The 24,881-nt window shown below is 42.3% G+C and carries 23 protein-coding genes and 2 pseudogenes; 11 read left to right on the top strand and 14 right to left on the bottom strand.

Annotation, left to right across the window (positions count from 1 at the left end; all coding sequences use genetic code 11):
* Positions 1–11: 11 nt before the first annotated feature.
* Complete coding sequence (locus BWP33_RS09445; protein WP_104930280.1) at positions 12–893, top strand: IS982 family transposase; 882 nt, start codon at positions 12–14, stop codon at positions 891–893.
* Positions 894–910: 17 nt separating this feature from the next.
* On the opposite strand, the gene BWP33_RS09440 is transcribed toward BWP33_RS09445, so the two are convergent.
* From BWP33_RS09440 to BWP33_RS09410, 7 genes are all read right to left on the bottom strand, one after another.
* Positions 911–2,605 carry a terminase large subunit gene (locus BWP33_RS09440; RefSeq protein ID WP_002641552.1) on the bottom strand — a complete coding sequence of 565 codons (1,695 nt, stop codon included), beginning with the start codon at positions 2,603–2,605 and terminating at the stop codon, positions 911–913.
* Positions 2,605–3,141 (bottom strand): terminase small subunit, encoded by a 537-nt coding sequence (locus tag BWP33_RS09435; protein WP_002641553.1) that lies wholly within the window; start codon positions 3,139–3,141, stop codon positions 2,605–2,607. Before BWP33_RS09435 ends, BWP33_RS09440 begins: the two co-directional genes overlap by 1 nt.
* Before the next feature lie 164 nt (positions 3,142–3,305).
* Positions 3,306–3,617: an HNH endonuclease gene (locus BWP33_RS13230; protein ID WP_002641554.1), complete on the bottom strand. Its 312-nt coding sequence runs from the start codon at positions 3,615–3,617 to the stop codon at positions 3,306–3,308.
* Between the two features lie 118 nt (positions 3,618–3,735).
* On the bottom strand, positions 3,736–4,101 hold the full coding sequence (locus tag BWP33_RS09425; protein WP_002641555.1) for a sigma factor-like helix-turn-helix DNA-binding protein: 366 nt from the start codon (positions 4,099–4,101) through the stop codon (positions 3,736–3,738).
* A gap of 428 nt (positions 4,102–4,529) precedes the next feature.
* Positions 4,530–7,307 carry a DUF5906 domain-containing protein gene (locus BWP33_RS09420; RefSeq protein WP_002641556.1) on the bottom strand — a complete coding sequence of 926 codons (2,778 nt, stop codon included), beginning with the start codon at positions 7,305–7,307 and terminating at the stop codon, positions 4,530–4,532.
* A gap of 102 nt (positions 7,308–7,409) precedes the next feature.
* Positions 7,410–7,979, bottom strand: coding sequence for a KilA-N domain-containing protein (locus BWP33_RS09415; protein WP_002641557.1), 570 nt, complete (start codon positions 7,977–7,979; stop codon positions 7,410–7,412).
* A complete protein-coding gene (locus BWP33_RS09410) occupies positions 7,976–8,164 on the bottom strand; it encodes a helix-turn-helix domain-containing protein (protein ID WP_002641558.1) in 189 nt (62 codons plus the stop codon). The genes BWP33_RS09415 and BWP33_RS09410 overlap by 4 nt, the downstream gene beginning before the upstream one ends.
* 149 nt (positions 8,165–8,313) lie before the next feature.
* Between BWP33_RS09410 and BWP33_RS09405 the strand changes: the two genes are divergently transcribed.
* Positions 8,314–8,976 (top strand): helix-turn-helix domain-containing protein, encoded by a 663-nt coding sequence (locus BWP33_RS09405; protein ID WP_002641559.1) that lies wholly within the window; start codon positions 8,314–8,316, stop codon positions 8,974–8,976.
* Positions 8,977–9,145: 169 nt separating this feature from the next.
* Entirely contained in the window at positions 9,146–9,481 is a 336-nt protein-coding gene (locus BWP33_RS09400; protein ID WP_002641560.1) for a hypothetical protein, read from the top strand.
* A gap of 12 nt (positions 9,482–9,493) precedes the next feature.
* Here BWP33_RS09400 and BWP33_RS09395 read toward each other — a convergent pair whose 3' ends face one another.
* A complete protein-coding gene (locus BWP33_RS09395) occupies positions 9,494–10,015 on the bottom strand; it encodes a hypothetical protein (protein ID WP_002641561.1) in 522 nt (173 codons plus the stop codon).
* A 153-nt stretch (positions 10,016–10,168) separates the two neighbouring features.
* On the opposite strand from BWP33_RS09395, the gene BWP33_RS12525 reads away from it, so the two are divergent.
* Together BWP33_RS12525 and BWP33_RS09390 are read left to right on the top strand one after the other, a co-directional pair.
* Entirely contained in the window at positions 10,169–10,312 is a 144-nt protein-coding gene (locus BWP33_RS12525; RefSeq protein ID WP_002641562.1) for a hypothetical protein, read from the top strand.
* A gap of 45 nt (positions 10,313–10,357) precedes the next feature.
* Entirely contained in the window at positions 10,358–10,645 is a 288-nt protein-coding gene (locus BWP33_RS09390) for a pyocin activator PrtN family protein (protein ID WP_002641563.1), read from the top strand.
* A 38-nt stretch (positions 10,646–10,683) separates the two neighbouring features.
* Here BWP33_RS09390 and BWP33_RS09385 read toward each other — a convergent pair whose 3' ends face one another.
* Positions 10,684–11,844 (bottom strand): tyrosine-type recombinase/integrase, encoded by a 1,161-nt coding sequence (locus BWP33_RS09385; RefSeq protein WP_002641564.1) that lies wholly within the window; start codon positions 11,842–11,844, stop codon positions 10,684–10,686.
* A gap of 114 nt (positions 11,845–11,958) precedes the next feature.
* Here BWP33_RS09385 and BWP33_RS09380 point away from each other — a divergent pair.
* Positions 11,959–12,339, top strand: a pseudogene (locus BWP33_RS09380) (tRNA-dihydrouridine synthase); the annotation flags it as partial.
* Between the two features lie 100 nt (positions 12,340–12,439).
* Here BWP33_RS09380 and BWP33_RS09375 read toward each other — a convergent pair.
* Positions 12,440–13,441 (bottom strand): IS5 family transposase, encoded by a 1,002-nt coding sequence (locus BWP33_RS09375; protein ID WP_104930300.1) that lies wholly within the window; start codon positions 13,439–13,441, stop codon positions 12,440–12,442.
* 68 nt (positions 13,442–13,509) lie between these two features.
* On the opposite strand from BWP33_RS09375, the pseudogene BWP33_RS09370 reads away from it, so the two are divergent.
* From BWP33_RS09370 to BWP33_RS09350, 5 genes and pseudogenes are all read left to right on the top strand, one after another.
* Positions 13,510–14,178 (top strand): annotated as a pseudogene (locus BWP33_RS09370) (tRNA dihydrouridine synthase); the annotation flags it as partial.
* Between the two features lie 237 nt (positions 14,179–14,415).
* Entirely contained in the window at positions 14,416–15,423 is a 1,008-nt protein-coding gene (locus BWP33_RS09365; RefSeq protein WP_040628719.1) for a 2Fe-2S iron-sulfur cluster-binding protein, read from the top strand.
* A gap of 88 nt (positions 15,424–15,511) precedes the next feature.
* The gene (locus BWP33_RS09360; protein WP_155999532.1) at positions 15,512–17,398 is read left to right on the top strand and encodes a PglL family O-oligosaccharyltransferase; all 1,887 of its coding nucleotides are present in this window, start codon (positions 15,512–15,514) and stop codon (positions 17,396–17,398) included.
* Between the two features lie 167 nt (positions 17,399–17,565).
* The gene (locus tag BWP33_RS09355) at positions 17,566–18,252 is read left to right on the top strand and encodes a response regulator transcription factor (protein ID WP_002641570.1); all 687 of its coding nucleotides are present in this window, start codon (positions 17,566–17,568) and stop codon (positions 18,250–18,252) included.
* A 360-nt stretch (positions 18,253–18,612) separates the two neighbouring features.
* Complete coding sequence (locus BWP33_RS09350) at positions 18,613–18,855, top strand: Fis family transcriptional regulator (protein WP_169315043.1); 243 nt, start codon at positions 18,613–18,615, stop codon at positions 18,853–18,855.
* A 45-nt stretch (positions 18,856–18,900) separates the two neighbouring features.
* Here BWP33_RS09350 and dnaX read toward each other — a convergent pair whose 3' ends face one another.
* The 4 genes from dnaX to ccoG form a co-directional block, all read right to left on the bottom strand.
* Positions 18,901–20,865: a DNA polymerase III subunit gamma/tau gene (gene dnaX / locus BWP33_RS09345; protein WP_002641572.1), complete on the bottom strand. Its 1,965-nt coding sequence runs from the start codon at positions 20,863–20,865 to the stop codon at positions 18,901–18,903.
* Positions 20,866–20,970: 105 nt separating this feature from the next.
* The gene (locus BWP33_RS09340; RefSeq protein ID WP_002641573.1) at positions 20,971–22,407 is read right to left on the bottom strand and encodes a sensor histidine kinase; all 1,437 of its coding nucleotides are present in this window, start codon (positions 22,405–22,407) and stop codon (positions 20,971–20,973) included.
* Positions 22,408–22,766: 359 nt separating this feature from the next.
* Entirely contained in the window at positions 22,767–23,327 is a 561-nt protein-coding gene (locus BWP33_RS09335; protein ID WP_002641574.1) for a FixH family protein, read from the bottom strand.
* 74 nt (positions 23,328–23,401) lie between these two features.
* Complete coding sequence (gene ccoG / locus BWP33_RS09330; RefSeq protein WP_002641575.1) at positions 23,402–24,832, bottom strand: cytochrome c oxidase accessory protein CcoG; 1,431 nt, start codon at positions 24,830–24,832, stop codon at positions 23,402–23,404.
* Positions 24,833–24,881 lie beyond the last annotated feature (49 nt).

The following is a 24,881-nucleotide window of genomic DNA, read 5'->3' as shown; positions in this document are numbered from 1 at the left end:
GAGAGACAGTTATGCCCCAAGACGAATTTATCATTAAAACGTATCTAATGGTAGATGCTTTATACAATCAGCTCGTTCAAAAACCATTAAGACAAGGTGGCTTTGCACCCAAACTTTCAGATTGTGAACTGATTTGTATGGAAATTGTTGGCGAATTTCTCGGTATGGATACCGATAAAAAAATTTGGCAATATTTCAAACAACATTGGCAAAATTGGTTTCCCAATTTAGGCTCTTACCCTAATTTTGCCAAACAATGTGCCAATTTGTATTGGGTTAAACAACAAATGCATCAAAAAATCACTGCAAATTGGTGTGAGCAAACAGAGTATTATGCAGATGCCTTTCCTATTGCAGTCTGTAAATTTGCCCGAGCTAAACGCCATCAAAATTTTCGTGCATATGCGACGTTCGGTTATTGCGCTTCCAAAAAAGAGACCTATTATGGTTTTAAAGGTCATCTTTTGATTACTCGCTCAGGTATGATTAAAGCCTTTACTTTTACAGCTGCCAATGTTGATGAACGGCAGGTATTACCTGAACTTTTAGAAGGCAAAACAGGGTTTGTTGGTGCGGACAAAGGGTATTTAAGTTCTGAATTAAAAGATGAAATGAAACAAAGCCATATTAATTTACAAACACCTTATCGTAGCAATATGAAAGATGACAGAAGTCCTCAATTTCTCAAATGGCTAAAAAATAGTCGCCGTATGATTGAAACAGTTATTGGTCAATTAACAGAGAGATTTAACATGGAAATAGTTCGTACAAAAAATCTGTTTCACCAATCTAACCGTTTTATTCGGAAAATTTTATCGCATAATTTTTGCTGTTTACTGAATCAACAAATTCAACACCCAATTACTCAATTTGCTGGGTTAATTGGGTGTTGAGAATGGCGTAAGGTTAATCAAATTCTGCGAATACCGCGTGTTTCATACACGCTGGCTTTGGGTGCGGCTGGATTGAGTGCCATTAGGCTGACTGCGTTAAATAATGACATTAAGGGGTCAATCTTTGCGCTGCCTGAAGCCTGTTTGGTAATCAATATACCATTGGCGCGCGCTTCCACACGCGCGTTGCCGACCACCCATGACATCATGGGGCGATTAGCGTGTTTCAGGCAGCCTTCCGCGAGTTTGCGCTCGGTGGTTTTGATTGCGCCACCTAGTCGCCAGCCTTGCGATACGCCTACGGCTAAATCTTCGGGTATGCCTTGCTCTATCAGGGCATCTAGTATTGCTCCTACGCCGCTCGGGTCTAGTCCGATTTTATCCATCTTGCCTGTGGCATAGATTTGGGCGCAGATTTGGGCAATGTCGTTGGTGTCATCGCCAATATGCGCGACTAGGGTCAAATCGCTTTGTTTGGCAAAATCGTGTAGTTTGCTGCCAATCTCTTTGTGGCGTTTGAGTACGGACGGGTGCGCCCATGCGTGATGCCACGCCCACCATTCACGCGGATTTTGGGCATTGCGCCCCAGCACACACATTCCCAGCAAGTCATCTAAACCACCGCCGTCAATCCCTACGGTAATCACTTCGCTTTGTGCCAGCAAGTCGGGCAAATCCATTTCAGGCAGCTTACCTTGCTCCAGCCAAAATTCCGCCCCAGTCCAATAATTTGCCGTCAAAGACAAGCCGATTGGCACATTAAGGTGTTTTGCCATAAATCGCCGTACTGCGATTTCACCGTCTTGCTTGGCGGTCTCGTATTCCCCAAGCAAAAAGGCTTCCGAAACGGAAGCCCCTAGATTTGGATTGGTAATGTAAAAGTTTTCAGGCAGCAGGTGTTCGCCATTGTCCAGCATATCCTGCGGAAATTCGTACAACACGGGCAAAAAGCGTTTGTTTTCTACTTTGCCGTCTCGCACATCATGCGCTCGCTTGAGTAAATCAGCAAATACACCGCTTGGTGCTTCATCTGAATGCGTGGATAGGTAAATCACAAAGCCTTCGGGTCGGGCGGCTAATCCGCCTTTTGCTTCCACAAACAAATCCGCAGCGCGTGGACGTTTGCCAAATAGCCAAACTTCTTCAATGAGTACGCCTGTTCCCTTAATGCCCGATACGGTGTCGCTATCGGCTGCCAAGACTTTCAGCGTGGCGTTGGTTACGCGGTGGGTAATGGTGCGTGTATGCTCAGATATTTTGAATAAAGCCGACAATTCAGGGTCGGCTTTAATCATGGCTTGTGCTGGCTTAAAACTGTTGTTTGCAACTTCCACCGTTGGCGCAATGATAAAAAATTCGGCTTCATACCGCCAATTCAAAATCAAGGCGGTCAGCATAATCCCTGCAGATATGGTTGATTTCGCATTTTTTTTGCTAATCAGCAAGAAAAACTCTTGAATTAACCGCTCACCTGTATCGCCGTTATACGCACCAAAAATCGCACCAACAAAATCAAATACCCATTGACGTGTAACGTCCCCAATGCGCGGAAATCCTGCCACATCAGTCAGCACCAATTCTTTAAACACGCGCAGGGCGTAGTCGGCTGATACTGGATAAATAGCAGGGCATGGCACAAGGCTTTGCTTTTTGCGTATGCGTGTTTCCCAGTCAGGACAAGCAGTTGTGTAATGGGGTATTGGATGTCTCATCAGTTAATCAAACTCATCTGTATCGGGGCTGGTGCATCCAATGCCTGAAAACGCCCACCTTGTACCACACCGCGAGCGCGTTCTAACTCGCTTTCTTTCTTGCCTTGGTCGCCCACTTTGCCATGCACGAATGGGATTAGGGCTTTTGCTGCATCCAATTGTGCTCGGCTTGGCGAAATCACGCCCAGCATGGCTAGAGTAAGCATATCTTTTGGGTCGGTGGTGTTGTACTGTTTGCCGTCCAACTCAATGATTTCGCCTTTGCGTATGGCGCGTTTATAGGGTGGGTCTTCGGGATTGGGGGCAGGGTGTTGTTCGGTGGTTTCTGCGGTGGTTTGTATTTGTACCGTTGGTTCGTTTTGTGGCTTTTCCGTCATTTCCGCAATCAAACGTATGATTTCGGGGTCTTTCGCCAATCTGCTGCCTGATTGACTGGCGGTTTGGGCTTTGTAGCCAGCCAAAATCGCAGCTTCGCGGTTGCTTTTGCCTGCCACGACAGCAGCGGCAAATGCGCGGTATTTTTCTTCTTTCGTCATGATTCGCCTCCTTTCTTCGTGGCGTGTGTTTTTAGCATTTTATGCTAAAAAATCAAAATAGTTAGGGCTGTTAAAATGGCTTTAACTTTAACATGGTTTAGGGGATATTTTTTCTGTGAACGAGGGACTGTGCGGTGTCCGCGCAAATCGCCCCTGAACTTTTGCTACCCCCTACCTTTACTCTCATTTACCGTTTTTACTTTGTGGCACTCGGTGCAAAGTGTTTGCAGATTGCTCAAATCATCGCCACCGCCACGCGCTTTGTTGATAATGTGGTCGGCGCATAGGTTTTCAGGCAGACAAACGCGCTTGCAATGCTGGCAAGTGTAGTTATCACGCGCCAAAACCGCATCACGCAACCGCCGCCAAGGACGACCGCCACGACCTTGCCCCCAGCCATCCGCCGACACAATCGGTTTCAAGCGAGATGCAGGGGTTACAGGCAAACGAGATGATAATGTTTTGAGTTTTGCCATGATGATTTTCCAAAAGCAAAAGCCCACGCTGTCTGCATGGGCTTCGTATTAACACAATTACGTTCATTTTTCCATAATGATAAGTTAGACATTACACTTTTTCAAGATTTTTTTAACATCACTTTAACAAGTCCTTTAACAGTAAAGATAAATTCATTTTTGCACGATGCAGTCTAACACGATAATTATTGACACTTATCCCAAAATACTGCGCCTTAATCTCTTGTTCCGCCTGTCGCAAATATTCTACGCGCACAATCTCTTGATATTTTGAGCTCAATTTAGCAATAGCCATCTCAACCTTTGCTGCTACAGAATTATCAACTGCACCACCATACAAAATAGTAGAGCAATACACAGGTCGACCACCAACATTACCATCAATTAACTTTGCCAATGGATGTTTACCCAATGACACAGAACTTTCGGTACATGGCAAACGCAACCAATCCGCCCACATTTTTAATAAATCATCAATCGTCATTACTCAAAAATCCAAAGCAATGACCTTTAATCCTGATAGCCTTATCGTGTAAGGCTTTAATTATTAATTAAAATTATACAATAAAATCAAAGAAAATTTCAAGAAAAATCTGCTTTCAGGCTGCCTGAAAAATATTTTTGGAACATTTCCGCATTTTTGGAACAAATGTTACAAAATCAAAATGCACTCTAGCCCTTTATTTATGCGTCCTTGTTCCAAATGTTACCAATGTTCCATTTATATTTACGCGCATGTATGCAAAAAAAATAAAAAGAAAGTTTAGTAAGAAAGAGAAAGGCAAAAAAAATGCGCGTACACACGCGCGAAAAAAAAACTTGGAACATCTGGAACATTTGGAACAAAGGTGCATGAATACTGGGTTTGCGCCGATTTTGAGTTTGTAACATTTGTTCCAAATGTTCCGTATTTTAATCATCAAATCTGTTTACAAGCTGGCGAACCGCCGTTTCAAAGCTCAAAACCTGCGTACCCATCACATCCATTTCAGCGCAGCCTTCAGGGATATGCAAATCTTTCGGGATTAATATCCACACTTGCTTTCTCTCTTGAGGGCGGTTGCTGGTAGGGCAGCGTGTCCAACGCTTTTCATAATACATCTTGGTTTTGATATTGTTGAGAAATTTACTACGAGAATAATGTTCTTTCTCGTGATTTTTCTTGCACCACCAAAGATATAGCTGATAAATATCTTCAGAGCGACAGCAACCAAATACCACGCCGTCAATTTCGCCATTTTGCAGCTGATAAAAAAACGTTTGCCAAGTAAAACGCCCAAAACTAATCACGAGCTTTTTGGCTTCCGTCATAATCGCTTCTGTATTTGCATGAAAGCGAATAGGTTTTTCACGGTGTACCACTTTATTGTATAGACCTGTTTCTTCATCAAGCACATACTCGTAATCCAACATCAACGGCAATGACATCAACAAAGAGTAAAACGCCTGTACACCACCATTCGCAATCTCTTCTTCTAATGCTTGTTTCAAATCGTCAGGCAATCGCTTTTGTGGCGATACCACGCAAGCACGGCGGTCGTTTTCGTCTAATTTGTATGGTTGCGCTTCGTTGCTGGTAAAAACACAGTTAATACGGTTGGCTTCGTCCATCGCATCAACAAATTTACGTTCAATCCGATGGGTTTTGCGTGTAACCATGTTTTTGATTTTGCCTGAATTACTGTATTTTTGCTGATTGTTGAATACTTCTTCAAACGCGCCGTACAGTTTTGCCGAGCGGTTCGCGGTGTAAATGGTTTCCAAGTCTTCTTGACCGTAATGTCCGCCGTGTTCGCCGTAAATTTGCCCCATGATGTCATCAAATAACCAGCTTTTGCCAGCACCTTGCACATCACCATGAAACACCAATGAGCAAGCCAATTTCGCACCCAAATGCTGCAAAGGATAAGCCAGCCAATTCATCACAAATTGAGTAATCAACCAATCATTATTGCATAAATGTTTGACTAATCTAAAAATATTCATACATTCAGGAAATAGGCTAATCACTTCGCCCCAGTTTTGCGGCATTTCTTCACGCGGAATGGGATAGCTGGCAGTTACAGGCAGCCCACGAAACAAATTAATGTAATCATCGCCCAAATCTAACGTCATGGGATTAAAGACAATATTGTCAATTGGAATAACTTTTCGGTTAGGCGAATTGACCCAAATTTTAAAGCTATCGCCCATCGCTAATTTGGCTGCGCCTTGCTCAATCATGCGCCACAACTGTTTATCCCAAACGCTGGTTGAACCGTCTAAATAGATATAACGCTCCATCGTTTCCAAAATTTCGGTATCGTTAGAACGTTGTTTTAATTCTTCAATATCTTTTAGGCGTTTGATTTCATATTGTGTCATCAATGGTTTATCAGGCATATTAAACCAGCTATCCACCACATCTTTGTTAAAACGCACTTTTAAAGCAGAATATGAATAGGTTGTGCCATTGCGTTTGTCCACCGCCGACTTTTTGCCTTCCACCAGCGCAAAATGCGCTAACAATTCAGCAAAGTAGCTATTATAAACATTGTCGTCGTCCCCTACACCCCCTGTTTGCACGTTTGGTGCATTTTTTACACTATGAGACACGCCCTGTAAAGTGGGTTCGGGCGAAACCCTAGTCAATGCTTCATCTACCAATTCACGCGCATTTGCCAACGGTTCTAAATCGGTTATCATATCAGCAATATCATAACCAGCCGTCCACACGTCAGGTTCAGGAATAGCAACAATAGCCGTTTGATTGCCATATTTCAGCAATTCTTTTTCAATGCCGAGCATGGCTTTCATTCCGCCTTGTTCGTGCAGGGGCAATAATGGCTTATCGGTTTCTTTAACACCTGCTTCTTTTTCTTTATTGCTTAACTTTTCGCGGTGTGCATCCGCATCGGGAAACAACACCACACGGCGATTTTGCACACGAGACCAGTCGGTTTTATGCCACGCATTACAACCGCCCTGCCAAGAAATCACGGCAAAATCTTTAAACCAACCGCTTTCTTCTGTGATGTTTTTGCACTTTTCGCCTTCCACAATCAAAACAGGAGCTTCAGGCTTTTGCGCCAACACGTCCAAGCCGTAAATAAAGCGCATACCGTCCCAAGTACGCCACCGCCATTCCATTAAGCCTGATTTTTTATCTAGGCCAAAAGTACGCGGCAAATCTTCTTTTCCGCCGTCTGATTTTGGAAAGCGAACCACCATGCCCAACACTTTCCCATTTTCATCACGATAAATGCTTTCCATCAAGCGTGTTTTACCGTTTGTCTCTTTCCAGCCGTGCAAGGCGTGTAAGCCATGTAATTGATTACTAGAGACAGGCGCAATGGTTTCCCAGCCGTCATCAGTCATTTTAGGTAATGATTTTTTTGGCGCAGCAGGGGGCAAGGTGTCCATGCGTAATTGTTTGGCAATCTCTTTGGCTGCTTCGCCCTGCTTTACGCCGTGCAAATAGGCATACAGGCTAATCAAATCCGCGCCTTTGTCATCAGTCGCAAAATCCGCCCACGCCCCAGTATTAAGATTAATGGAAAACGAACCGATTTGATTATCCGCACGAGTGGGATTTCGGGCTTGATATTCGTGTCCATGCCGTTTGCCATCAGGCAGCCATTGATTAAGCAGCATTTCGGCGGAGTTTAAGGCTGCTTGAGAAATCTCTTTAAAATCAATATGTTTATTCATCGCATCACCTAAAAAAAGGCAAAAAAAAGCCTACCCCCCTAACACAAGGAAACGGGTAGGTTAAAAATCCAGCAAGGTCAAACTGGAACAGGGAAAAAGAAATCAGCGTGGCAACATCGGCAACTGCAAATAACCGCGCTCATCTAAACGAACATCACGCCAATAAGCGAGCCATTGAATACTGTAAAACAGGCGGTATTCCATCAAACGCACTTCTTCAGCCAATAAATCCGCTTCCACCAGCGAGCGCGGTGGGCGCAATGGCGCGTGTTTCAGCGCATCCAAAAGCAGATAGTGTGGAGCAGATGGCGGTAAATCCACCGCTTTCAGGCTGCCTGAATGCACCGCATCAAAAGTACGCAACACCTGCAAAAAGAAATGCGGGCTAATCCATGTGGCATACGCTAAAACCAACTCACGACAGGCATAAGTACCAGCTTTATTTCCGCCCTTTACAGTCGCAATAACTTTTTGATTTTGTTCCAAAGTGGGAATTCTCACTTTGGAAAATTCTTGCTTTAATTCATCAATAAGTTCAGAAACTTGCAATAAACGAAGCCAATCTGTTGGGCGTTTATTGGGGTTAGCACCGCTTGCTTTGTGTAAGTCATTCAAGCAATACAAACCATTCACTTGACGGATAACACGGCTTTCAATAATTAATTCACTCATAATGTCTCCTTAACCAATTCATAATAATCAAGGATTTTTGCATGACACCGCGCAAAAGGGGATTGAATATGTCCATTTGCAATTCTACTAATGGTTGCTTGTCCTACTTTTGTTTGACGGCTAATTTCATGCTGACTTTTGCCGTGTTTAAGCAACTCAAGCAATAGCTCTTGTGTTGTTTTCATAAAATTCCTTCCAAAATAAAAACTCAAAACATAATAATCCGTTTTAGGATTTTTGTAAATCCCAAAACGGATTATTTAATGATTATTGCAATCCGTTGTCGTATCATTGCTGCTTCATTCTTGCTTTGATAATTCGGAGATAATGCTTCATGAACGCACCAAAATTGAGTATTGCAGGCAAAAATTTGATTTACTTGATGAATAAACATGGTTTAAATGTGACATCACTAGCTAATGCAGCCAAAGCCAATCAGCCCTCTTTATTTCGCATCGTGAATGGAGAAAGTAGAGACCCACGAGAAGATACTTTAAAACCTTATGCTGAATACTTTGGCATAGAAGTTGCTGATTTGAGAACGAAAGATTTAACATCAACAGCACACTCAAATGTTGAACCTGTAATAAATTTACATGGTAGAATACCAGTCATTGAGTGGACAAGTATCAAAGATTGGCAAAATATGGATATTAATATCAAGGACATAAAAGAATGGCGCAGTACTACGCGAGAACATAGCAGCAAAACATTTGCGCTGCGTGTAAAAGGTATCACAATGGTTCGTTACGGACACAAAGAATCGTTTGAAGATGGCGATATTATTTTAGTAGACCCAGAGCGTGAAATTATCAATGGCAGCCTTGTGATTGCTCAAATTGGTAATGAAACAGAATTAGTTTTCAGGAAGTTATATATTGAAAATGGAAAAATGTTTCTTCACGCCCTTAATCCTAATTGGACAGAGCCATTAATTGAACTAAAAGACAAAAGTATGATTAAAGGTGTTGTTTTTGAAAAACAAATTGACTTTTAATGGCGTAAATACAAGTTATATCTCGTAAAAATCTTTAAATAATTTTAATTCAAATCAATGCCATAAAATCGGCATTGTTTTTTTGCCAAAATTATCCGTTTTCGGATTGACAAAAATAATCTGAAAACGGATAATGTACCCTGTTTAATCCAAACAGGAATACTACACCATGCCCCAAACCGACTTTAAAACCCAATTAAACGCCATTTTAAAAGCCATTCCACACGCGGATTTGCGTAAACACCTGCGTAATAAATTTATGCAAATCCCTGCCAGCAGTACTGAAGCATTGCTGAATATGGCAAAAACAGAAATCGCCACTTATCGCTACAAAATGGCAGATTATCCCGAATTAGCAGAAGCATTTAAACGAGAGCTTACCGCTTTATCTGAACTTTTCCGAACAAATCAACCTTTAGATGAATTTGGCTATCACATCTCACCAAACGACCGCATGATGTGGCAAGCGTTTGTTTTGGGATTTTTGGCAGCACAGGCAGCCTGAAAAGGGCGTTTCTCAATCAATAGAAAATTGAACGGAATTGAAAAATGCACAAATCCATGTCAAACCATGAACCAAATCATTTACATCACGACCAGAGCAGTGAATGCTTAACATCCGTGATGGCACGCTTTGACCTGACACACGAACATCAGCCCATTCCCACCGATATGCCTGAAGCATTTCCTGAAGTTCCTGATGATTGCTTGCAACCCAATCAGCAAAACACTCATCAAGCAACAGAAAATTAGGACTTAATCCCATTTCTGGCTGTTGCCCTGTAATTTGAATGTAACCAAAAGCAGCATTTTCCGCCTCCCACAACGCGATACCTAAAGACATAAAAGAAGTTTGGGTGTTGAGATGATAAATAGCTTTTTTCAGTTGTGGATAAGGTTGAATTTCAGGGATTTCATCAATTCTATGTGGCTCTGAGTATAAGTCTATACCACCATAACTGTCATAAGCCCCTTTTTCATAACGTGGCTTATATGGGAAAGTATAGAAACTATCATTAAATTTTGTGTGTTCAATCATTGCTTAAATTCCAATTTGTGGGTTGAACGGAGGTAAGGAACCGTGATTGTAACCCACGAAGCGACAAAGCGGAAAGACGTTTGACAGCTCGGACAGACGGGCATTTTTTCAATATTTTTTTTATTCAGGCAGCCTGAATTGGAGTAAAACCAAATGGATCAAATTATCACATTTCAAATTTCCGTATCTCAACTAATTGGTGCAATGCTGCTGATGGGCGTTGTATTAGGTGTTTCTTGCGTTGCGCTGATTGCCAACGCCAAAGCCATTTTTAAGCAAATGCACGACAAATTCTAAAGGTAAAACAATGAAACAGTTTAAAGCACCACCAAAGGAAACACCATGAAACACCAATATCTTGACGACAAACCAACAACCGCATTTATCTTAACCATGCGCTACAATAGCCCATATGTTTTGCTAGACAAAGTCTTACAGGACTACCTGCCCCATATTAATCCCAAAACAGCCTACCAAAAAGCAAATTCACAAGAATTACCATTTCCTGTATTTAAAGCAGATAAAAATAGCAACAAATCCAAATTCATCGTGCGAATAACAGATTTAGCAAAATGGCTAGACAACTGCGCTCAAGATGCAGAAGATGAATGGAAAAAAGTCAATGAATAAGCATTTCAGGCAGCCCGATATGTTCAGGCTGCCTGAAATTACTCTTGTTGTGCATACTCCATTGCTTCATCAAAATCCAATCTATCTTTTCGCGGAATGGCAGCCATATTGACATATCGCTGCAAAGTTTTCCAGTTTTGGTGCAATGTAATTTGCTGCATTTGTGGCACAGTTAAACCATCTTCAGCCAGCCTTGTCGCGCCTTCGTGTCGCAAATCATGAAATCTTAAATCTTTGATACCCAAAATCTTGCAAGCATTGGTAAAGGCAGCACCCACACTCTTACCATCGCCACCAATCAGATAATCAGGCGAAAAACCATGTTTACGCAAATAGGTCCGCATTTCGCTTTCTCTCAAGCAATTAATAAGTTGCATCGTATTATCTTTGACCAAGAAAGCAGCGTGATTACCTTTGCTGCCACGCGGATGTTTCATATCACGCACCAACCACACCCGATTATCTTCGTCAAAGTCGGACCATAACAAACGTGTAATTTCACCTTCGCGCCGACAAGAATAAATAGCAAACCAAATAATCAAATACATAGGAAATTTAGTTTGACTAGGATAACGTTGTTTTTGCTGCCAAAAATAGCGTGTCAATGCCAATAATTCATCACGACTAGGCAATCGCATACGTTCTTCGCCTTTATCAATCAAGCGGCTACGGCGAAGTCCTTCCATTGCCATATCCAACTCGTTCCAACTCACATCCAAGCCCCACATAAAATGCGCGTGTTTCAGCAGCGAGCGGATATACTGCAAATCATTGTCCACCGTAGAACCTTTGACGGTCGGCAAATTCCGCTCGGGCGAACCACGACGGCGCAATAAGGCAAATTCAGTATAATCTGCTCGCTTCAACCGATTAAGCCGTATCCCCCCAATTTCAAAACTAGCCAAAAATCGCATAGTAGACGGTTTAGTACGCCCAAATTGCCCTTCACTCTCATTGATATAACGCTCTACAGCTTCTCGGAGTGTTGGTATAATTTGTTTCTTGCTTTTTTTGTCTAGCAAAATATCGGGATTAAGTTCAATTTCTGCTTCACGCTTTTTTATCCACGCACTAGCAAGGGAACGTTTGCTAAATGTTCGGCTCTCGCTAAAGTTTGGATAACCAGCGCGATTTATACGGATTATCGCCCGATAAACTGTTTCACCAGAAGGATTTTGTCGTTTCTGAATTGTACCCAATTTGTACCATGCCTTTTGTTGTTAAAAATGGTACAAATATGGTACAACACAAACGGATAAATATGTTTTTTTATCGCTCTAAATCGCTAAAAATAGTATTCAAAAAAGATTAAAATGTCTATAAAAAACAACAAACTTGATGTATTCAAACAGAAAAACCTGATTGCACTTGCACCTATGGCAGGCATCACCGACAACCCGTTTCGTCAAATTGCTAAACAATTCGGTGCAGATTGGACAGTCAGTGAAATGCTCTCCAGCGACCCAACTTTGCAACAAACGCGCAAATCATTACAACGGCGTAATCATACTGGCGAATCGGGCGTGATTGCCGTGCAAATCGCAGGCAGCAATCCCCACGAATTGGCAAAAGCCGCACAATTGAATTATGAAAATGGCGCACAAGTTATTGATATTAATATGGGTTGCCCCGCAAAAAAAGTGTGTAATGTATTGGCTGAAACCTTTGCAAAACCCCAAAACAATTCATTTGTTTTGAGGTTTTCACTATTTCAACACAAACACAACAAAATCAAGCAAAATAATCACACCAATCTCACTATAACAGCCCATTTTCAGGCTGCCTTATGCCCTTTCAGGCAGCAATCGGCGCAACAAGCCTTAACTTGTTTGCCGCTTTGAGCAAATTCAAACAAATCACTTTCAAACCCATTTGCCCTTTGACCTTTTCTAGCCCAAAATAACTCGCACGCTTACATCTAAATATGCGATGCAAAATGGCAAAACTCTGTTCTACACGATAACGGATTTTCGCCAACTCCTTATTGCGCTCAATATCTTCACGCATCAAAGGTTTCTTGCGATGTGCTTTACGCATAATACCGTCTACTAATTGATTTTTATCCAAAAATTCGCGATTGGATTGACTGTCGTAACCTTTATCCGCGTACACTTTGACACCCTGTTCAACCTTGTCCAACACGGTTTCTAAATTGTTCACATCAGATGCATTCGCTAGCGTAACGTGAAACCCCTCTTCATCGGTACGTGCATGAAGTTTGTAGCCCAAATACCAATGCTTGCTTTTGATTGTCCATCTTGCGTCTTTGTCTTTACTGGCGGGGGTTTGGATCACTTCTTCGTTCTCATTGATTTCAATGGATTTTTTAAGTTTTCCACCTGCAGTTTGAATAATGGTCGCGTCCACAATCGCCGTTTGCGCTTTTTCTACTTTGAGTTGATTGTGGGCCAGTTGTTGGTTGATTTGTTGATAAAGTTCGTCTGCCAAACCTTCTTTAATCAACCAATTACGAAAGCGGTTGAGTGTGCTGTGGTCGGGTAGATTCATTTCATCTGGAAATTGGCAAAAAATGATGAAATCTAAACGCGTAACCAAACTGCGTTCCAATTCTGGGTCAGACAAACTGTGCCATTGTCCGAGCAAAATGGCGCGGAACATCGGTAGTAACGGATAGGCAGGACGACCGCCGTTATTGCATACATAGTTTACTTTATGGTTGGCGAGCGTTTGTTCAATGGCTTGCCAATCCAGAAGTTGGGTAATTTTAAGTAATGGGAAACGGTCTGTGTATTGGTTAAGTAGGGTTTGGGCGGTGTGATAGAAAAAGCTGGACATGGAAAAATCCTCTAAATTCTTGGTAACAGAAATTTAGCGGATTTTTTGGGGTTTTGCAAAGGTTTCTGGCTGGCAGCGCATTGCTGCAAAATGAGCCATTGGTGGAAGAAATTTTAAACACAGTGGTAAAAGCCGTACCGATTCCCGTTACACTGAAAACACGCTTGGGCTGGAACGATGAACACAAAAATATTTCCACAATCGCAAAAATAGCAGAACAAGCAGGCATTGCCGCGCTTGCCATTCACGGACGTACACGCACGCAAATGTATAATGGTGAAGCGCAATATGATTTAATTGCTGAAATAAAACAATCCGTTAATTTACCAATTTGGGCAAATGGCGACATCACTTCACCGCAAAAAGCTGTCCAAGTTTTGCAACAAACAGGCGCAGATGGCATCATGATTGGGCGTGGCGCACAAGGACAACCTTGGTTGTTTGCGGATATTCAATACTTTTTACAACATCATGAATTACCTGAAAAAATGCGCTTTCAGGCTGCCTGTGATGTGATTTTGGCGCATTTGGCAGCAATGCACGATTTTTATGGCGATGTCGGTGGTGTACGGATTGCGCGTAAACACATCGGCTGGTATTTAGCGCGTGTGCCTCATAGCGCAGATTTTCGCAAACAATTCAATCAGATTGACAATCCAAACGCACAATTAGATAAATTATCCGCATTTTTGCAAACGTATTCATCTGAATATGAATTTTGGTGGCGCGATTATTAAGAACCTGCTGTTCGTAATCTTAATAGTTTGAAAATCAAGTTATCAATCTTAGGAAAACGGGTTCTAAAATCAGGCAGCCTGAAAATGGAAATCTTGCCAAACAATATAGAGAGCGCACACAGAGTGGGTATGGCGGCGATACGCCATGCTTTTCCCATCTCAAGACAATTTTTTTCAGGCTGCCTGAAATTTGTTAAAATCGCTTTCTTTCTTTCTTTTACTATCTACTATTTCATCATGTCCCAAATTATCGTATCCCCCAGCCAAACCCAATTTTCCTCTCAAGAAAATGAAACCATCTTATCTGCCGCCATTCGCCATGGCATCAATTTGCCACACTCTTGTCAAAGTGGCGTATGTGGCAGTTGTGTGGCGACTTTGGTTTCAGGCAGCGTGGTGCAAAGCGGCGAATATGACGATTATGTGTTAAATCAAGATGAAATCGCAGCAGGCAAAATCTTGCTGTGTTGCTCGCAAGCCGATGGCGATGTAACCGTGGATATGCCCTCCTACGCGGGCGCAAAAGCCATTGCGATTCGTACATTGCCTGCGCGAGTCGCTAATGTGGATATTCGTGGTGATGTTGCTGTTTTGACAGTGGCTTTACCTAAATCACCGCCATTCCAATTTTATGCAGGGCAATACATGGAAATTTTGCTCAAAGACGGTTCGCGCAGCTATTCGATTGCCAATGCACCCAGCCAAAAGGCTACTTTGGAATTTCATGTGCGTTTGCGTGAAGGCGGTTTGTTTTCGCCACAATTATTTTCAGGCAGCCTGAAAAGTGGCGCGATTATGCGTTTGCGTGGGCCATTGGGTTCGTTTTATTTGAATGATGAATCAGCGGACAAACCCTTAATTTTATTGGCAACAGGAACGGGTTTTGCACCCATCAAATCTATTTTGATGCAATTGGCAGACACGCAGCCTGAACGTGTGGTTCATGTTTATCACGGCACGCGTGTGGCAGCTGGTTTGTACGATGAAACAGCGTTGCGACAATTGTTGGCGGCATTGCCCAACGCAAAATACACCCCCGTTTTATCGCGCCCTGACGCAGATTGGTCGGGTGCAACAGGTTATATCACGGAGTATGTGTTACGCGATTATGCAGATTTATCTGGGCATGAAGTGTATGCGTGTGGCTCGCCTGACATGATTCACAGCAGTCGTCAAATGTTGGTCGCACAAACTCGGCTGCCTGAAAACGCATTTTTCAGCGATGTATTTACCGCGCACGTATGAAGATTTTTTCAGGCTGCCCATCTTTTTCAGGCAGCCTGAAAAAAATTTCTAATAATTGGATTAATTTTATTTTTAAAGTGATTTGATTGTGAATAATCGTTTGTTTTCGTGGAATGTGTTGCCACTTTGGGTGGGGTTTGCGTTGATTTTAATCCCATTTTTTTCCATTTGGCGCGTAGGTATGCTCAGTAGCTTTTATTTGGAAGCTGGTTCGCTGTTATTTGCATTGATTTTTGTGTTGATGAGTGTGGTGATGTTTTGGGGCAACGCGTCTGGGTTTTCAGGCAGCCTGAAACAAAATTGTCCGCCTGCCAGCATTTATTTCATTGTGCTGGCGATTTTTTGGGCGATGCAAGCACGTATCATGAAGTTACCATATATCGGCTTGAGTGATATGGTGGCATGGACGTTTGTGGTGTATGCCCTAGTGGGGTGGGCGTGTCGGGGTTGGGTGTTGCGTGTGGGACAAGAACGCGTGGTATCGATATTGGCGTGGGTATTGGTACTGGGTGCGTGTTTGCAAGGTGTGGTGGCGTGGCTGCAATATTCGGGCAAAGCGGCGGCGTTTTCAGGCTACCTGATGTATCGTCCGAATATAGTGGAAGGTCAACTCGGACAATACAACCATCTTGGGCATTTTATGATGTGGGGGATTTTGTCGGCTGGCTATTTGTGGGGCGTGAAACGCATGGCGGTGTGGTTATTTGTGCCAATTATTGTGTATTTGACAGCAACAACGGGGATTATCACGTCTCGCGCTTTGATTGCGTATGTTTTGGCGATGGCGATTTTGTTGCCAATTTGGCGCGTGTTGGCGGGAAAATCAGCGAATCGGGTGGTAATGGGTTTGGTGTTGGCGGCGGCTGGCGTGATTGTGTTCCAATTTGCGCTTGAACCGATTTTGCAAATATTCAGCGATGCCCCCACGCATTTGGACAACGGCATAGCCCGACTAGGTGAACATTCACACGAAGGCAGTGGACGCAGTTACGAATGGAAAAAAGCATGGGCGGTATTCCAAACCGCACCTGTGTGGGGCTACGGTTGGGGCAGTTATCCTGTGCAAAGTTTTTTGTTGGACGAGCATATTTATCCTAAAGCCTTTCGTTTATACGACCCAAATGTATTGTTCACACACAGCCACAATTCATTTTTGAATCTGTTGGCGGAGATGGGTTTGGTGGGAACTTTGTTGATATTGGGTGGATTGGCATGGGTGATTTCAGGCTGCCTGAAAATGCGTAACGCACCGAATTTGTTGTTATTGGCATTGATGACGGTGTCGCTAACACATAGTTTTTTGGAATATCCGCTTTGGTATATTTATTTTTTGACGGTATTTGCGTTGTTTCCGATGTTGATGACAACGGGTTTACCCAATGTGTCCGAATTTGTTTCAGGCAGCCTGAAAAACCGTTTATCCAATAATAAATGGGCAATAAGCGTGGCTTTGCTGGCGTTGGCGATGATTTTTGGGATAACGCGTTTGGGTTTTGCATACAATGAATTAGTCGCCGCCAATAAGAAAAACAACACCACTTCTGAACGCACACAAGAAATCATGCAATTATTGCACACCAGCCGCACCGAACCGATGCTCGCGCATTACGCTGACATCACGTTAATTAATTACACCCAAATCAATAGCGAAACATTGCCGCAGTGGGCAAATTTGGCGCAAAAATCCATTGGTTTTCGTCCCTATGCCCACGCCTACAAAAACGGCTTAATCCTGTACAGACAAGGCAAAGTAGCAGAAGCCAAACACTGGTTACACCAAACCTACCGTTATTATCCGCACCAAATGCACGTTTATGGTAATGAAATCATGTTGTCGCCGTATTACACGGGTTTGCGTCAACAATTTACCGAAGAATGCGAAGCTTATCGCCACGCCGACCCGAAAAAAGCCCCCATTTGTGCCGAAGCCTTACCCAGTGAACCGAAGATTAAAAAAAACAAAATAATCAATTAGATTCAAATAATTAAATTGTAAAGACAAATTCGCAAGTGCAAAAACGCGCAAAAACAGCCCATTACCCACTACAAATGTAAAGACAGAACTGTTAAGATAGCCCAGTAATTTGATTTAACAAATTTTTCAGGCTGCCTTAAAAATAAATTTAATATAAAGGAAAGAATATGAGTCGCGTATTACTTGTAGATGATGACGATACCTTAACCGAATTGCTTGCCGAATATTTAACCGCTGAAGGGCTAGAAGTGAACCGTATGCCCGATGGCGAAAGCGGTGTAAAAGAAATTTTGCACAGTGGCAATTCATATGATGTGGTGATTTTGGATTCGATGATGCCGAAAATGGGTGGTTTGGACGTGCTGAAAACTGTCCGCGCCCAAAGCAAAATCCCCATCATTATGCTAACTGCCAAAGGCGATGACATTGACCGCATCATTGGCTTGGAAATGGGCGCAGATGACTACGTCCCCAAACCTTGCCAACCACGTGAATTATTGGCGCGTATCAATGCTATTTTGCGCCGCGCCCAACACAACAACGGCGATAGCAACAATGCTGCCAACAGCTTGTCAGTGAGCAATGTAACGTTGTATCCCGCCAAACGCCAAGCGTCTATCGGCGATACACCGTTGGAATTGACCAGCACCGAATTTAATTTATTGGAAGCCTTGATGCGCCACGCTGGACAAGTAGTCAGCAAAGAAACCTTGTCATTAGAAGCACTTGACCGCAAATTAGCCAAATTTGACCGCAGCATTGATGTGCATATTTCCAGCATTCGCCACAAACTGGGCGATCCATCGTTAATTCAAACGGTGCGTGGTTTGGGTTATTTATTTGTGAAAAATTAATCTATTCATTAATTAGTAGCCTGTAACCTTTGAAAAAACTTAGAACCTGTGTTCATAAGATTGATAACTTGATTTTATTGAAAATTTTTACGAATACAGGGAAGCTTGTGATGGCGACAAAAGACGGATATTGATTATCAACAGCTATTTACATATTTTTGTAACTAGCTGTTTTTTTGGTTTTTTAAAATAAAAATAGGATAAGGCGACCGCTGTGTACATCCAGTGCATAAGGGAGCGGGCAAGTAGTATTTTAATTAACCACACCGTAATTGGTTAATTGAGTTTGTGGGGCGTGAGTCCTTTTCAGGTTGCCTGAAAAAAGCTAAAATACGTGTCCAAGTTATTTTATTTATTATTATCATGCAAACTGTTCCTGATATTGCCGAATGCATCACACAAAATCTGAATCAATATTTTCAAGATTTAGACGGTCAAACCGCTTGCGGTGTATATGATATGGTGTTGTTTCAAGTAGAAAAACCACTTTTACAACGCATTATGCAAGAATGCGATGGCAATCAATGTAAAGCAGCACTTATGTTGGGTTTAAATCGCAATACATTACGCAAGAAATTAATTCAACACGGTTTGTTGTCCTAAAATATTCAGGCTACCTTGATTATTCAGGCAGCCTGAAAAATTTTTTTACTCTTTTAATTCAATCTCTTTTTCTATCAATTGCGCATCTAATGCCGACATTAATTGTTGCACCACAGCATCATTTAATAAAGCTTGTTTGGCGCGTTCATGTTTGTCTTGGGCGATGCGGTCGCGGTACATGGCTGGTGTTTCCCAGTTCATGCCATCTTGCCAATTTTGTGTTTGCACCTTGATGGGCGTGTTGTAATTCGCTGACAAGGTCGACGCGATGCGGTCAAAATATTCTTTTTTGACTGTGCCACGCGTTTTATCTTGCATCAAAGCCAGTTCCAGTACGCCATCAGCATAATTCACCCAAGCCAAATGATGCAAAATCATTTGTGCTGCCGCCACTTGATGTCCGATTCTCGCCACAATTTCCAACCAATTTTCACGCTTTAATTCGGGCATGGGTGCATGATGAGGCGGTTGTGGTGGTTCGTTTGATTGGGTATTGATTTCGGTTAATTCATTTAATTCATTTGTGGGCGGCGTAGTAGATAGCTGCTCAAACGGAATATCATCATGATATTTAACATGATTTATTTCTTCAAGAGGGCTCAATTGTGGTGGCAATTTCGTTTTAGGCTGGCTGAAAACATCATCGCTCCAAGGTGGCGTATCTGCATCATCAACGATTTTTTCTTGATGAGAATCAGTGGGTTTAATGAATTCGCGTTTTATTTCGGCAGGATGAGGTGGCGGTAACTCTTGGGGTTGAAATTCTCTGATGGTTGGCGTGTGGGTTTTCAGGCTGCCTGAAAATTCGGCCGTTGATTTTTCGTATTTTTCAGGCAGCGTGGGCTTTGTTACAAATGAATTTTCTTCATGAGAATGCAGTTGTGTGCCTTCAATTTTGCTGTTGATGGGCGTATTTTTGGCGGTAAACGGTGCAAATGCCAACATTCGCAACAACGTCATCACAAAACCCGCGTATTCATCTGGTGCAAGCGACAAATCTTGTTTTCCGTGAATCGCACATTGATAATACAACTGAATTTGTTCATCACTAAAATAATTCGCCAATTGCAACAAATATTCGTATTCTGGGTCATCGGTGGAGATGGCGGTTGGCACGGTTTTAATTAACGCTAAACGTTGCAACAACATTGCCAAATCATTCAATACACCATCAAATCCGATTGCATTACTTGCCATTTCTTGCGCTTTTTTGATGAGATTTTCGCCATCTTGTTCCATTAAAAAAGTTAATAATTCATAAAGATAGCGTTTATCTACTGCGCCAATCATCTCTCGCACGTCACGCTCTTGCACGCTGCCTGAACCCATCGCAATCGCTTGGTCAAGCAAACTCAACGCATCGCGCATAGAACCTTGCGCCGCATATCCCAATAACGCCAATGCATTGGGTTCATACACAATCTGTTCGGTTTTCAGGACGTGAGTGAGATGCGCGGTAACTTGCTGTGGTGTCAAATTGCGCAAAACAAATTGCAAACAACGACTTAATACCGTAATGGGTACTTTATGTGGGTCGGTGGTGGCGAGAATAAATTTGACGTGTTCGGGTGGTTCTTCCAGTGTTTTGAGCATGGCATTGAACGCGGATTTGGACAGCATATGCACTTCGTCAATAATATAAACCTTGTATTTTCCGACTGTTGGCGCGTATTGAGCGTTTTCCAGTACTTCACGAATATTATCAATGCCCGTGTTGGACGCGGCGTCAATTTCCAGTAAATCCACAAATCGTCCAGCATCAATATCGCGGCACGATTGACACACGCCACAAGGTTCGCCGTGTTGTGCGTTTTCGCAATTGAGACTTTTGGCGAGAATGCGGGCGATGGTGGTTTTGCCAACGCCACGTGTTCCCGTCAATAAATACGCATGATGCAAACGCCCTTTATCTAACGCATTTTGTAATGCTTTAACAACGTGTTGTTGTCCGACTAAATCGGCAAATGTTTTGGGTCGCCATTTACGCGCAAGAACTTGATAAGCAGTCATATTCACATTTCTATTTAAAAAATGATGGGGGTATTTTAACAAAAAAATCTTTCAGGCTGCCTGCAAATGATTTTCAGGCAGCCTGAATATTGACGAACATATGCTCTAAGATTTTTTGTTTGGTGTATTGTCTAATTTTGGGTTTTTGGTTTTGGGGCGTGCTGGTTTTTCGGGTTTGGTGGTGTGTGGCAAAATAAAGTGCATTTTCAATCCATTGGGTTGAATATTTTGCGCGATGATTTTGCCGTTGTGTTGTTCAATAATGTGTTTGGTTAATGCCAAACCCAAGCCTGTTCCTGTTGTATTTGCGCTGCTGTCGGCGCGATAAAATGCGGTAAAAATGTGTGGCAACTGTTCTTCTTTGATGCCATTGCCGTTATCCACGATTTCAATGTGCAAGTTTTTGCGGTCTTCGTACATTTTCACTTTAATCGTGCTGCCTTCGGGGCTGTAATTCATGGCGTTACGAATCACGTTATCAAAAGCGCGATATAAATAGCTTTCGTTGGCTTCCAGTCGGGCATTTTTGTCAATATTTTTTACTTCTAACGAAATGGTGTGTTTTTTCTTTTCAGCAACGGTTTGGCTGTCTTCTACAATTTGTTTTAAGAATGGCACAATTTGTAAATTTTCTTTTTCCATGGGGATATTAGCTGTTTCCAAACGCGACAACGTCAGCAATTCACCCACTAAATTATCCATGCGTGTTAATTCGGACTCCAAACGCGAAATGTATTCGGTTTGTTTATCGGGGCGTGCCTGCAATAAGCCGACAATCGCTTGAATTCGTGCCAATGGCGAACGCATTTCATGCGAAACGTGGTGCAACAAATGGCGTTCTTTTTCTACCAATTTTTGCAATTGTTCTGCCATGCGGTCAAATTGAATGCCTAAATTGGCTAATTCATCTTTGCGATCGTCCAATTGTTGCGACACCCGCGCATCTAATTCGCCCGCCGCCAAACGATTGATGCCATTTTCCAAAATGCGAATGGGCTGCGTGATGTTGCTGGCCAACAAATATGCTAATAATAAACCGATAAAAATCAACGAAGTTAAAATAATAAATTCATGCCAAATCGGCGCAAGTGGCAACCCTGGAATCAACAAGGGGCTGGGCATACGTTCTATTTTGGTGCGGTCAAAATGGCGGATAAAAAACAAATATTCTTCGCCAAATGGGTCATAACGGATAGATGCTAGCTTTGAATTAGGGTTTTTTAATGCAAAATCATAAGCATGTTCAATTTCTTCATTATCAATTCGCCGATTGAGAATATCTTGTTTGGCATCGCCTGCAATCACAAAAATATTTTGTGTAATGGGGTCTTTTTGTTCCAAGCGATTGCGTACCGACAATTCACCGCCCGAAGTCAGCGAATTGACCACATCATGTAACAGATTAATTTCTAACTCACGTTGATGTTTGGATTGATTTTCCGCCAGTTGGTTTTGCACCACCCAAAACGAAAAACTCGCCACAAAAATGGCACAAATAATCACCATGCAAAATGTGGCAAAAATACGTTGGAACAGTTTCATAAGAATAATATTTTGAAAAATGGAATTGGTGTGAATTATAGCAAAGGCGCTAATGATAAATTGTATTTTCTTGAAAATAGCCTTTGAGCTTTATCATGTCAAATTTTAATTATAGTGCTTTAAATTCAAATTAGTACAGTGTTGTCAATGTCCATTCTAATTCACGATAAAAAAAAGGTGTGGAACAAATCCACACCCAAACACACACACATCAAGAGGAAACTTTAATCGCATAGCATGCTACGGCTTAAAATTTATAGATTGCGATTATAGTTTATTTAAAAAAACAAATATTGATTTAAATCAAATTTATGCAATTTGCTTGATAAATAATGTGTGAACAATTCAAAAAACAATGCTTAAGGCGTGGGAGCTAATGCACTGCTGTTTGTCGGCAGACTGGCTTTTATCATCAAAGCATTACCTTGACTGGGCAGCCACTTTTGCTCAATGCGCCACACGCCTTTACCATCTTCCAGCCGTACATACCAATGCACGGCTTTTGGCAAGGCATCAAATGTGGCATTGAACTCATGCTCACCAAGTGCTTGCAATACAATTTTTCTGTCTTCAGTTTGACGAGATGGGTGCATCAACAACAAATTTACCCCATCTTTGGGCTCAAATTTTCCATTAATGAACACTTTGGCGGCGGTATTTTCGGGATTGAACATGATTTGCGCGGAAATATCACGGTCAATCGCGTGTTGATCGCGATCCAATTGCAAATTAATATGCTTACCATCTTTGTAATAATCATCTGTAACCATATCTTGCGCATGGCTTTTTGCTAATCCAAAGCTGGCAAACGCCGCAATAATCACAATAATCGGTCCACTCATTAACATCCAAAAAATTGGTTGGCGGTAAAATGGGGCGTTGTCATCGTATTTTTTTGATGAATTTAAATTTTCTTGCATGGGAATGTCCATTGTAACCAATGTTTCAGGCTGCCTGAAAAATAGGCAGCCTGAAAAGTGAATAAAATAATAAATTATTCGCCAATAAAGCTGGCTTTTTCACGCAAATCGCGAACTCTATTGGGTTCGTTTTCAGGCGCGTAATGGAAAGTAAAAACAATCGGATGACTGCCTTTACGCGCGTATTCAGGCTGCGTGGCAACTTGCACAATAACCATCTCACTACCGCCACCTTTCACACGCACGCCATTTTCAGGCTGCCCAGTTAAGCGAATATCTTTAAATCCTGATACTTCCAATTTAACCATTTGTGTTTTTTCACTGGCATTGGTCAAACGCAAACGGTAGGTATTTTCCAGCAAACCATCTTGATTGGTACGCGCCATTGCGGCACGGTCTTTCATGATGTCCACATTCAACGTATCCCGCGTGAAACCAAACGTCAGCAAACCAATCAACGCCAACATCAACAAACCACCATACCATACCACTTTCGGGCGTAATAAGCGTTTTTTGATTTGCGCGTCGGTATATTCTTTGTTCAACACAGCTTCAGTGGTGTAACGAATCAAACCGCGTGGATAATTCATTTTATCCATTACTTCATTACAAGCATCAATACACGCCGCGCAACCAATACATTGATACTGCAAGCCATCACGAATATCAATCCCAGTCGGACAAACTTGCACACACATCGTACAATTAATGCAATCTCCCAACGGTGTTTCTTCGCGCGAAACATTTTTTTTACGTGCACCGCGTGGTTCACCGCGTTCGGTATCATACGAAATGACCAATGTATCGTGGTCAAACATCGCACTTTGGAAACGCGCATACGGACACATATAAAAACACACTTGCCCACGCATAATATGACCAAATAACCACGTTACAAAACCATAAAATGCTGCCACTCCAAATGAACCTGCCCCAGCCGTGCCATGAAAAATGGCAGGCACAAACTCACGAATCGGCACAAACCAACCTGCAAACGTAATCCCTGTCCAAGCCGCCACAACAAAAATCAGCAAATATTTGGTCAATTTGATGCGAATTTTTCGCGCATTCCATGGTTCTTTATCTAATTTCATGCGTTTGTTGCGGTCGCCTTCAACCAAGTGGTCAATCCACAACATGATTTCGGTGTAAACCGTCTGCGGACACGCGTAACCGCACCACAAACGCCCAGCAATGGTTGTCCACCAAAACAAACCAAACGCCGAAATCACCAGTAAACCAGTCAACAACAATAAATCATTTGCCATCAACACCAAACCAAAAATATAAAAATGCCGCCCCGCCAAATCAAACCACACCGCCTGACGGTCATCCCACATCAACCACGGCATCCCATAGAAAAATAATTGCGTCACAAGAATCATTAAAATACGTAAGTTCGCATATTTGCCTGTGGCTTTTTTCGGATGAATGCGCTCAGCTTTTTTATACAATTGAATCACTTGCTCTTTGGGCAAATTATTTGAATTCGGTTGTTCAGCCATAATTTGTGTTCCATGTAATTTTAATATTTTTTGTGTTATTCAAAACAAT

Origin of the sequence: Simonsiella muelleri ATCC 29453 (assembly GCF_002951835.1) — a bacterium.
GTDB classification, from domain to species: domain Bacteria; phylum Pseudomonadota; class Gammaproteobacteria; order Burkholderiales; family Neisseriaceae; genus Simonsiella; species Simonsiella muelleri.
The sequence above is the reverse complement of the archived record's forward strand: the minus strand, read 5'-3'. Positions and strand labels throughout refer to the sequence as shown.

Excerpts from the sequence above, each read along its gene's own strand:
- BWP33_RS09445 (WP_104930280.1), top strand. The coding sequence starts at position 12 with ATGCCCCAAGACGAATTTATCATTAAAACGTATCTAATGGTAGATGCT.
- BWP33_RS09440 (WP_002641552.1), bottom strand. The coding sequence starts at position 2,605 with ATGAGACATCCAATACCCCATTACACAACTGCTTGTCCTGACTGGGAA.
- BWP33_RS09435 (WP_002641553.1), bottom strand. The coding sequence starts at position 3,141 with ATGACGAAAGAAGAAAAATACCGCGCATTTGCCGCTGCTGTCGTGGCA.
- BWP33_RS13230 (WP_002641554.1), bottom strand. The coding sequence starts at position 3,617 with ATGGCAAAACTCAAAACATTATCATCTCGTTTGCCTGTAACCCCTGCA.
- BWP33_RS09425 (WP_002641555.1), bottom strand. The coding sequence starts at position 4,101 with ATGACGATTGATGATTTATTAAAAATGTGGGCGGATTGGTTGCGTTTG.
- BWP33_RS09420 (WP_002641556.1), bottom strand. The coding sequence starts at position 7,307 with ATGAATAAACATATTGATTTTAAAGAGATTTCTCAAGCAGCCTTAAAC.
- BWP33_RS09415 (WP_002641557.1), bottom strand. The coding sequence starts at position 7,979 with ATGAGTGAATTAATTATTGAAAGCCGTGTTATCCGTCAAGTGAATGGT.
- BWP33_RS09410 (WP_002641558.1), bottom strand. The coding sequence starts at position 8,164 with ATGAAAACAACACAAGAGCTATTGCTTGAGTTGCTTAAACACGGCAAA.
- BWP33_RS09405 (WP_002641559.1), top strand. The coding sequence starts at position 8,314 with ATGAACGCACCAAAATTGAGTATTGCAGGCAAAAATTTGATTTACTTG.
- BWP33_RS09400 (WP_002641560.1), top strand. The coding sequence starts at position 9,146 with ATGCCCCAAACCGACTTTAAAACCCAATTAAACGCCATTTTAAAAGCC.
- BWP33_RS09395 (WP_002641561.1), bottom strand. The coding sequence starts at position 10,015 with ATGATTGAACACACAAAATTTAATGATAGTTTCTATACTTTCCCATAT.
- BWP33_RS12525 (WP_002641562.1), top strand. The coding sequence starts at position 10,169 with ATGGATCAAATTATCACATTTCAAATTTCCGTATCTCAACTAATTGGT.
- BWP33_RS09390 (WP_002641563.1), top strand. The coding sequence starts at position 10,358 with ATGAAACACCAATATCTTGACGACAAACCAACAACCGCATTTATCTTA.
- BWP33_RS09375 (WP_104930300.1), bottom strand. The coding sequence starts at position 13,441 with ATGTCCAGCTTTTTCTATCACACCGCCCAAACCCTACTTAACCAATAC.
- BWP33_RS09365 (WP_040628719.1), top strand. The coding sequence starts at position 14,416 with ATGTCCCAAATTATCGTATCCCCCAGCCAAACCCAATTTTCCTCTCAA.
- BWP33_RS09355 (WP_002641570.1), top strand. The coding sequence starts at position 17,566 with ATGAGTCGCGTATTACTTGTAGATGATGACGATACCTTAACCGAATTG.
- dnaX (WP_002641572.1), bottom strand. The coding sequence starts at position 20,865 with ATGACTGCTTATCAAGTTCTTGCGCGTAAATGGCGACCCAAAACATTT.
- BWP33_RS09340 (WP_002641573.1), bottom strand. The coding sequence starts at position 22,407 with ATGAAACTGTTCCAACGTATTTTTGCCACATTTTGCATGGTGATTATT.
- BWP33_RS09335 (WP_002641574.1), bottom strand. The coding sequence starts at position 23,327 with ATGCAAGAAAATTTAAATTCATCAAAAAAATACGATGACAACGCCCCA.
- ccoG (WP_002641575.1), bottom strand. The coding sequence starts at position 24,832 with ATGGCTGAACAACCGAATTCAAATAATTTGCCCAAAGAGCAAGTGATT.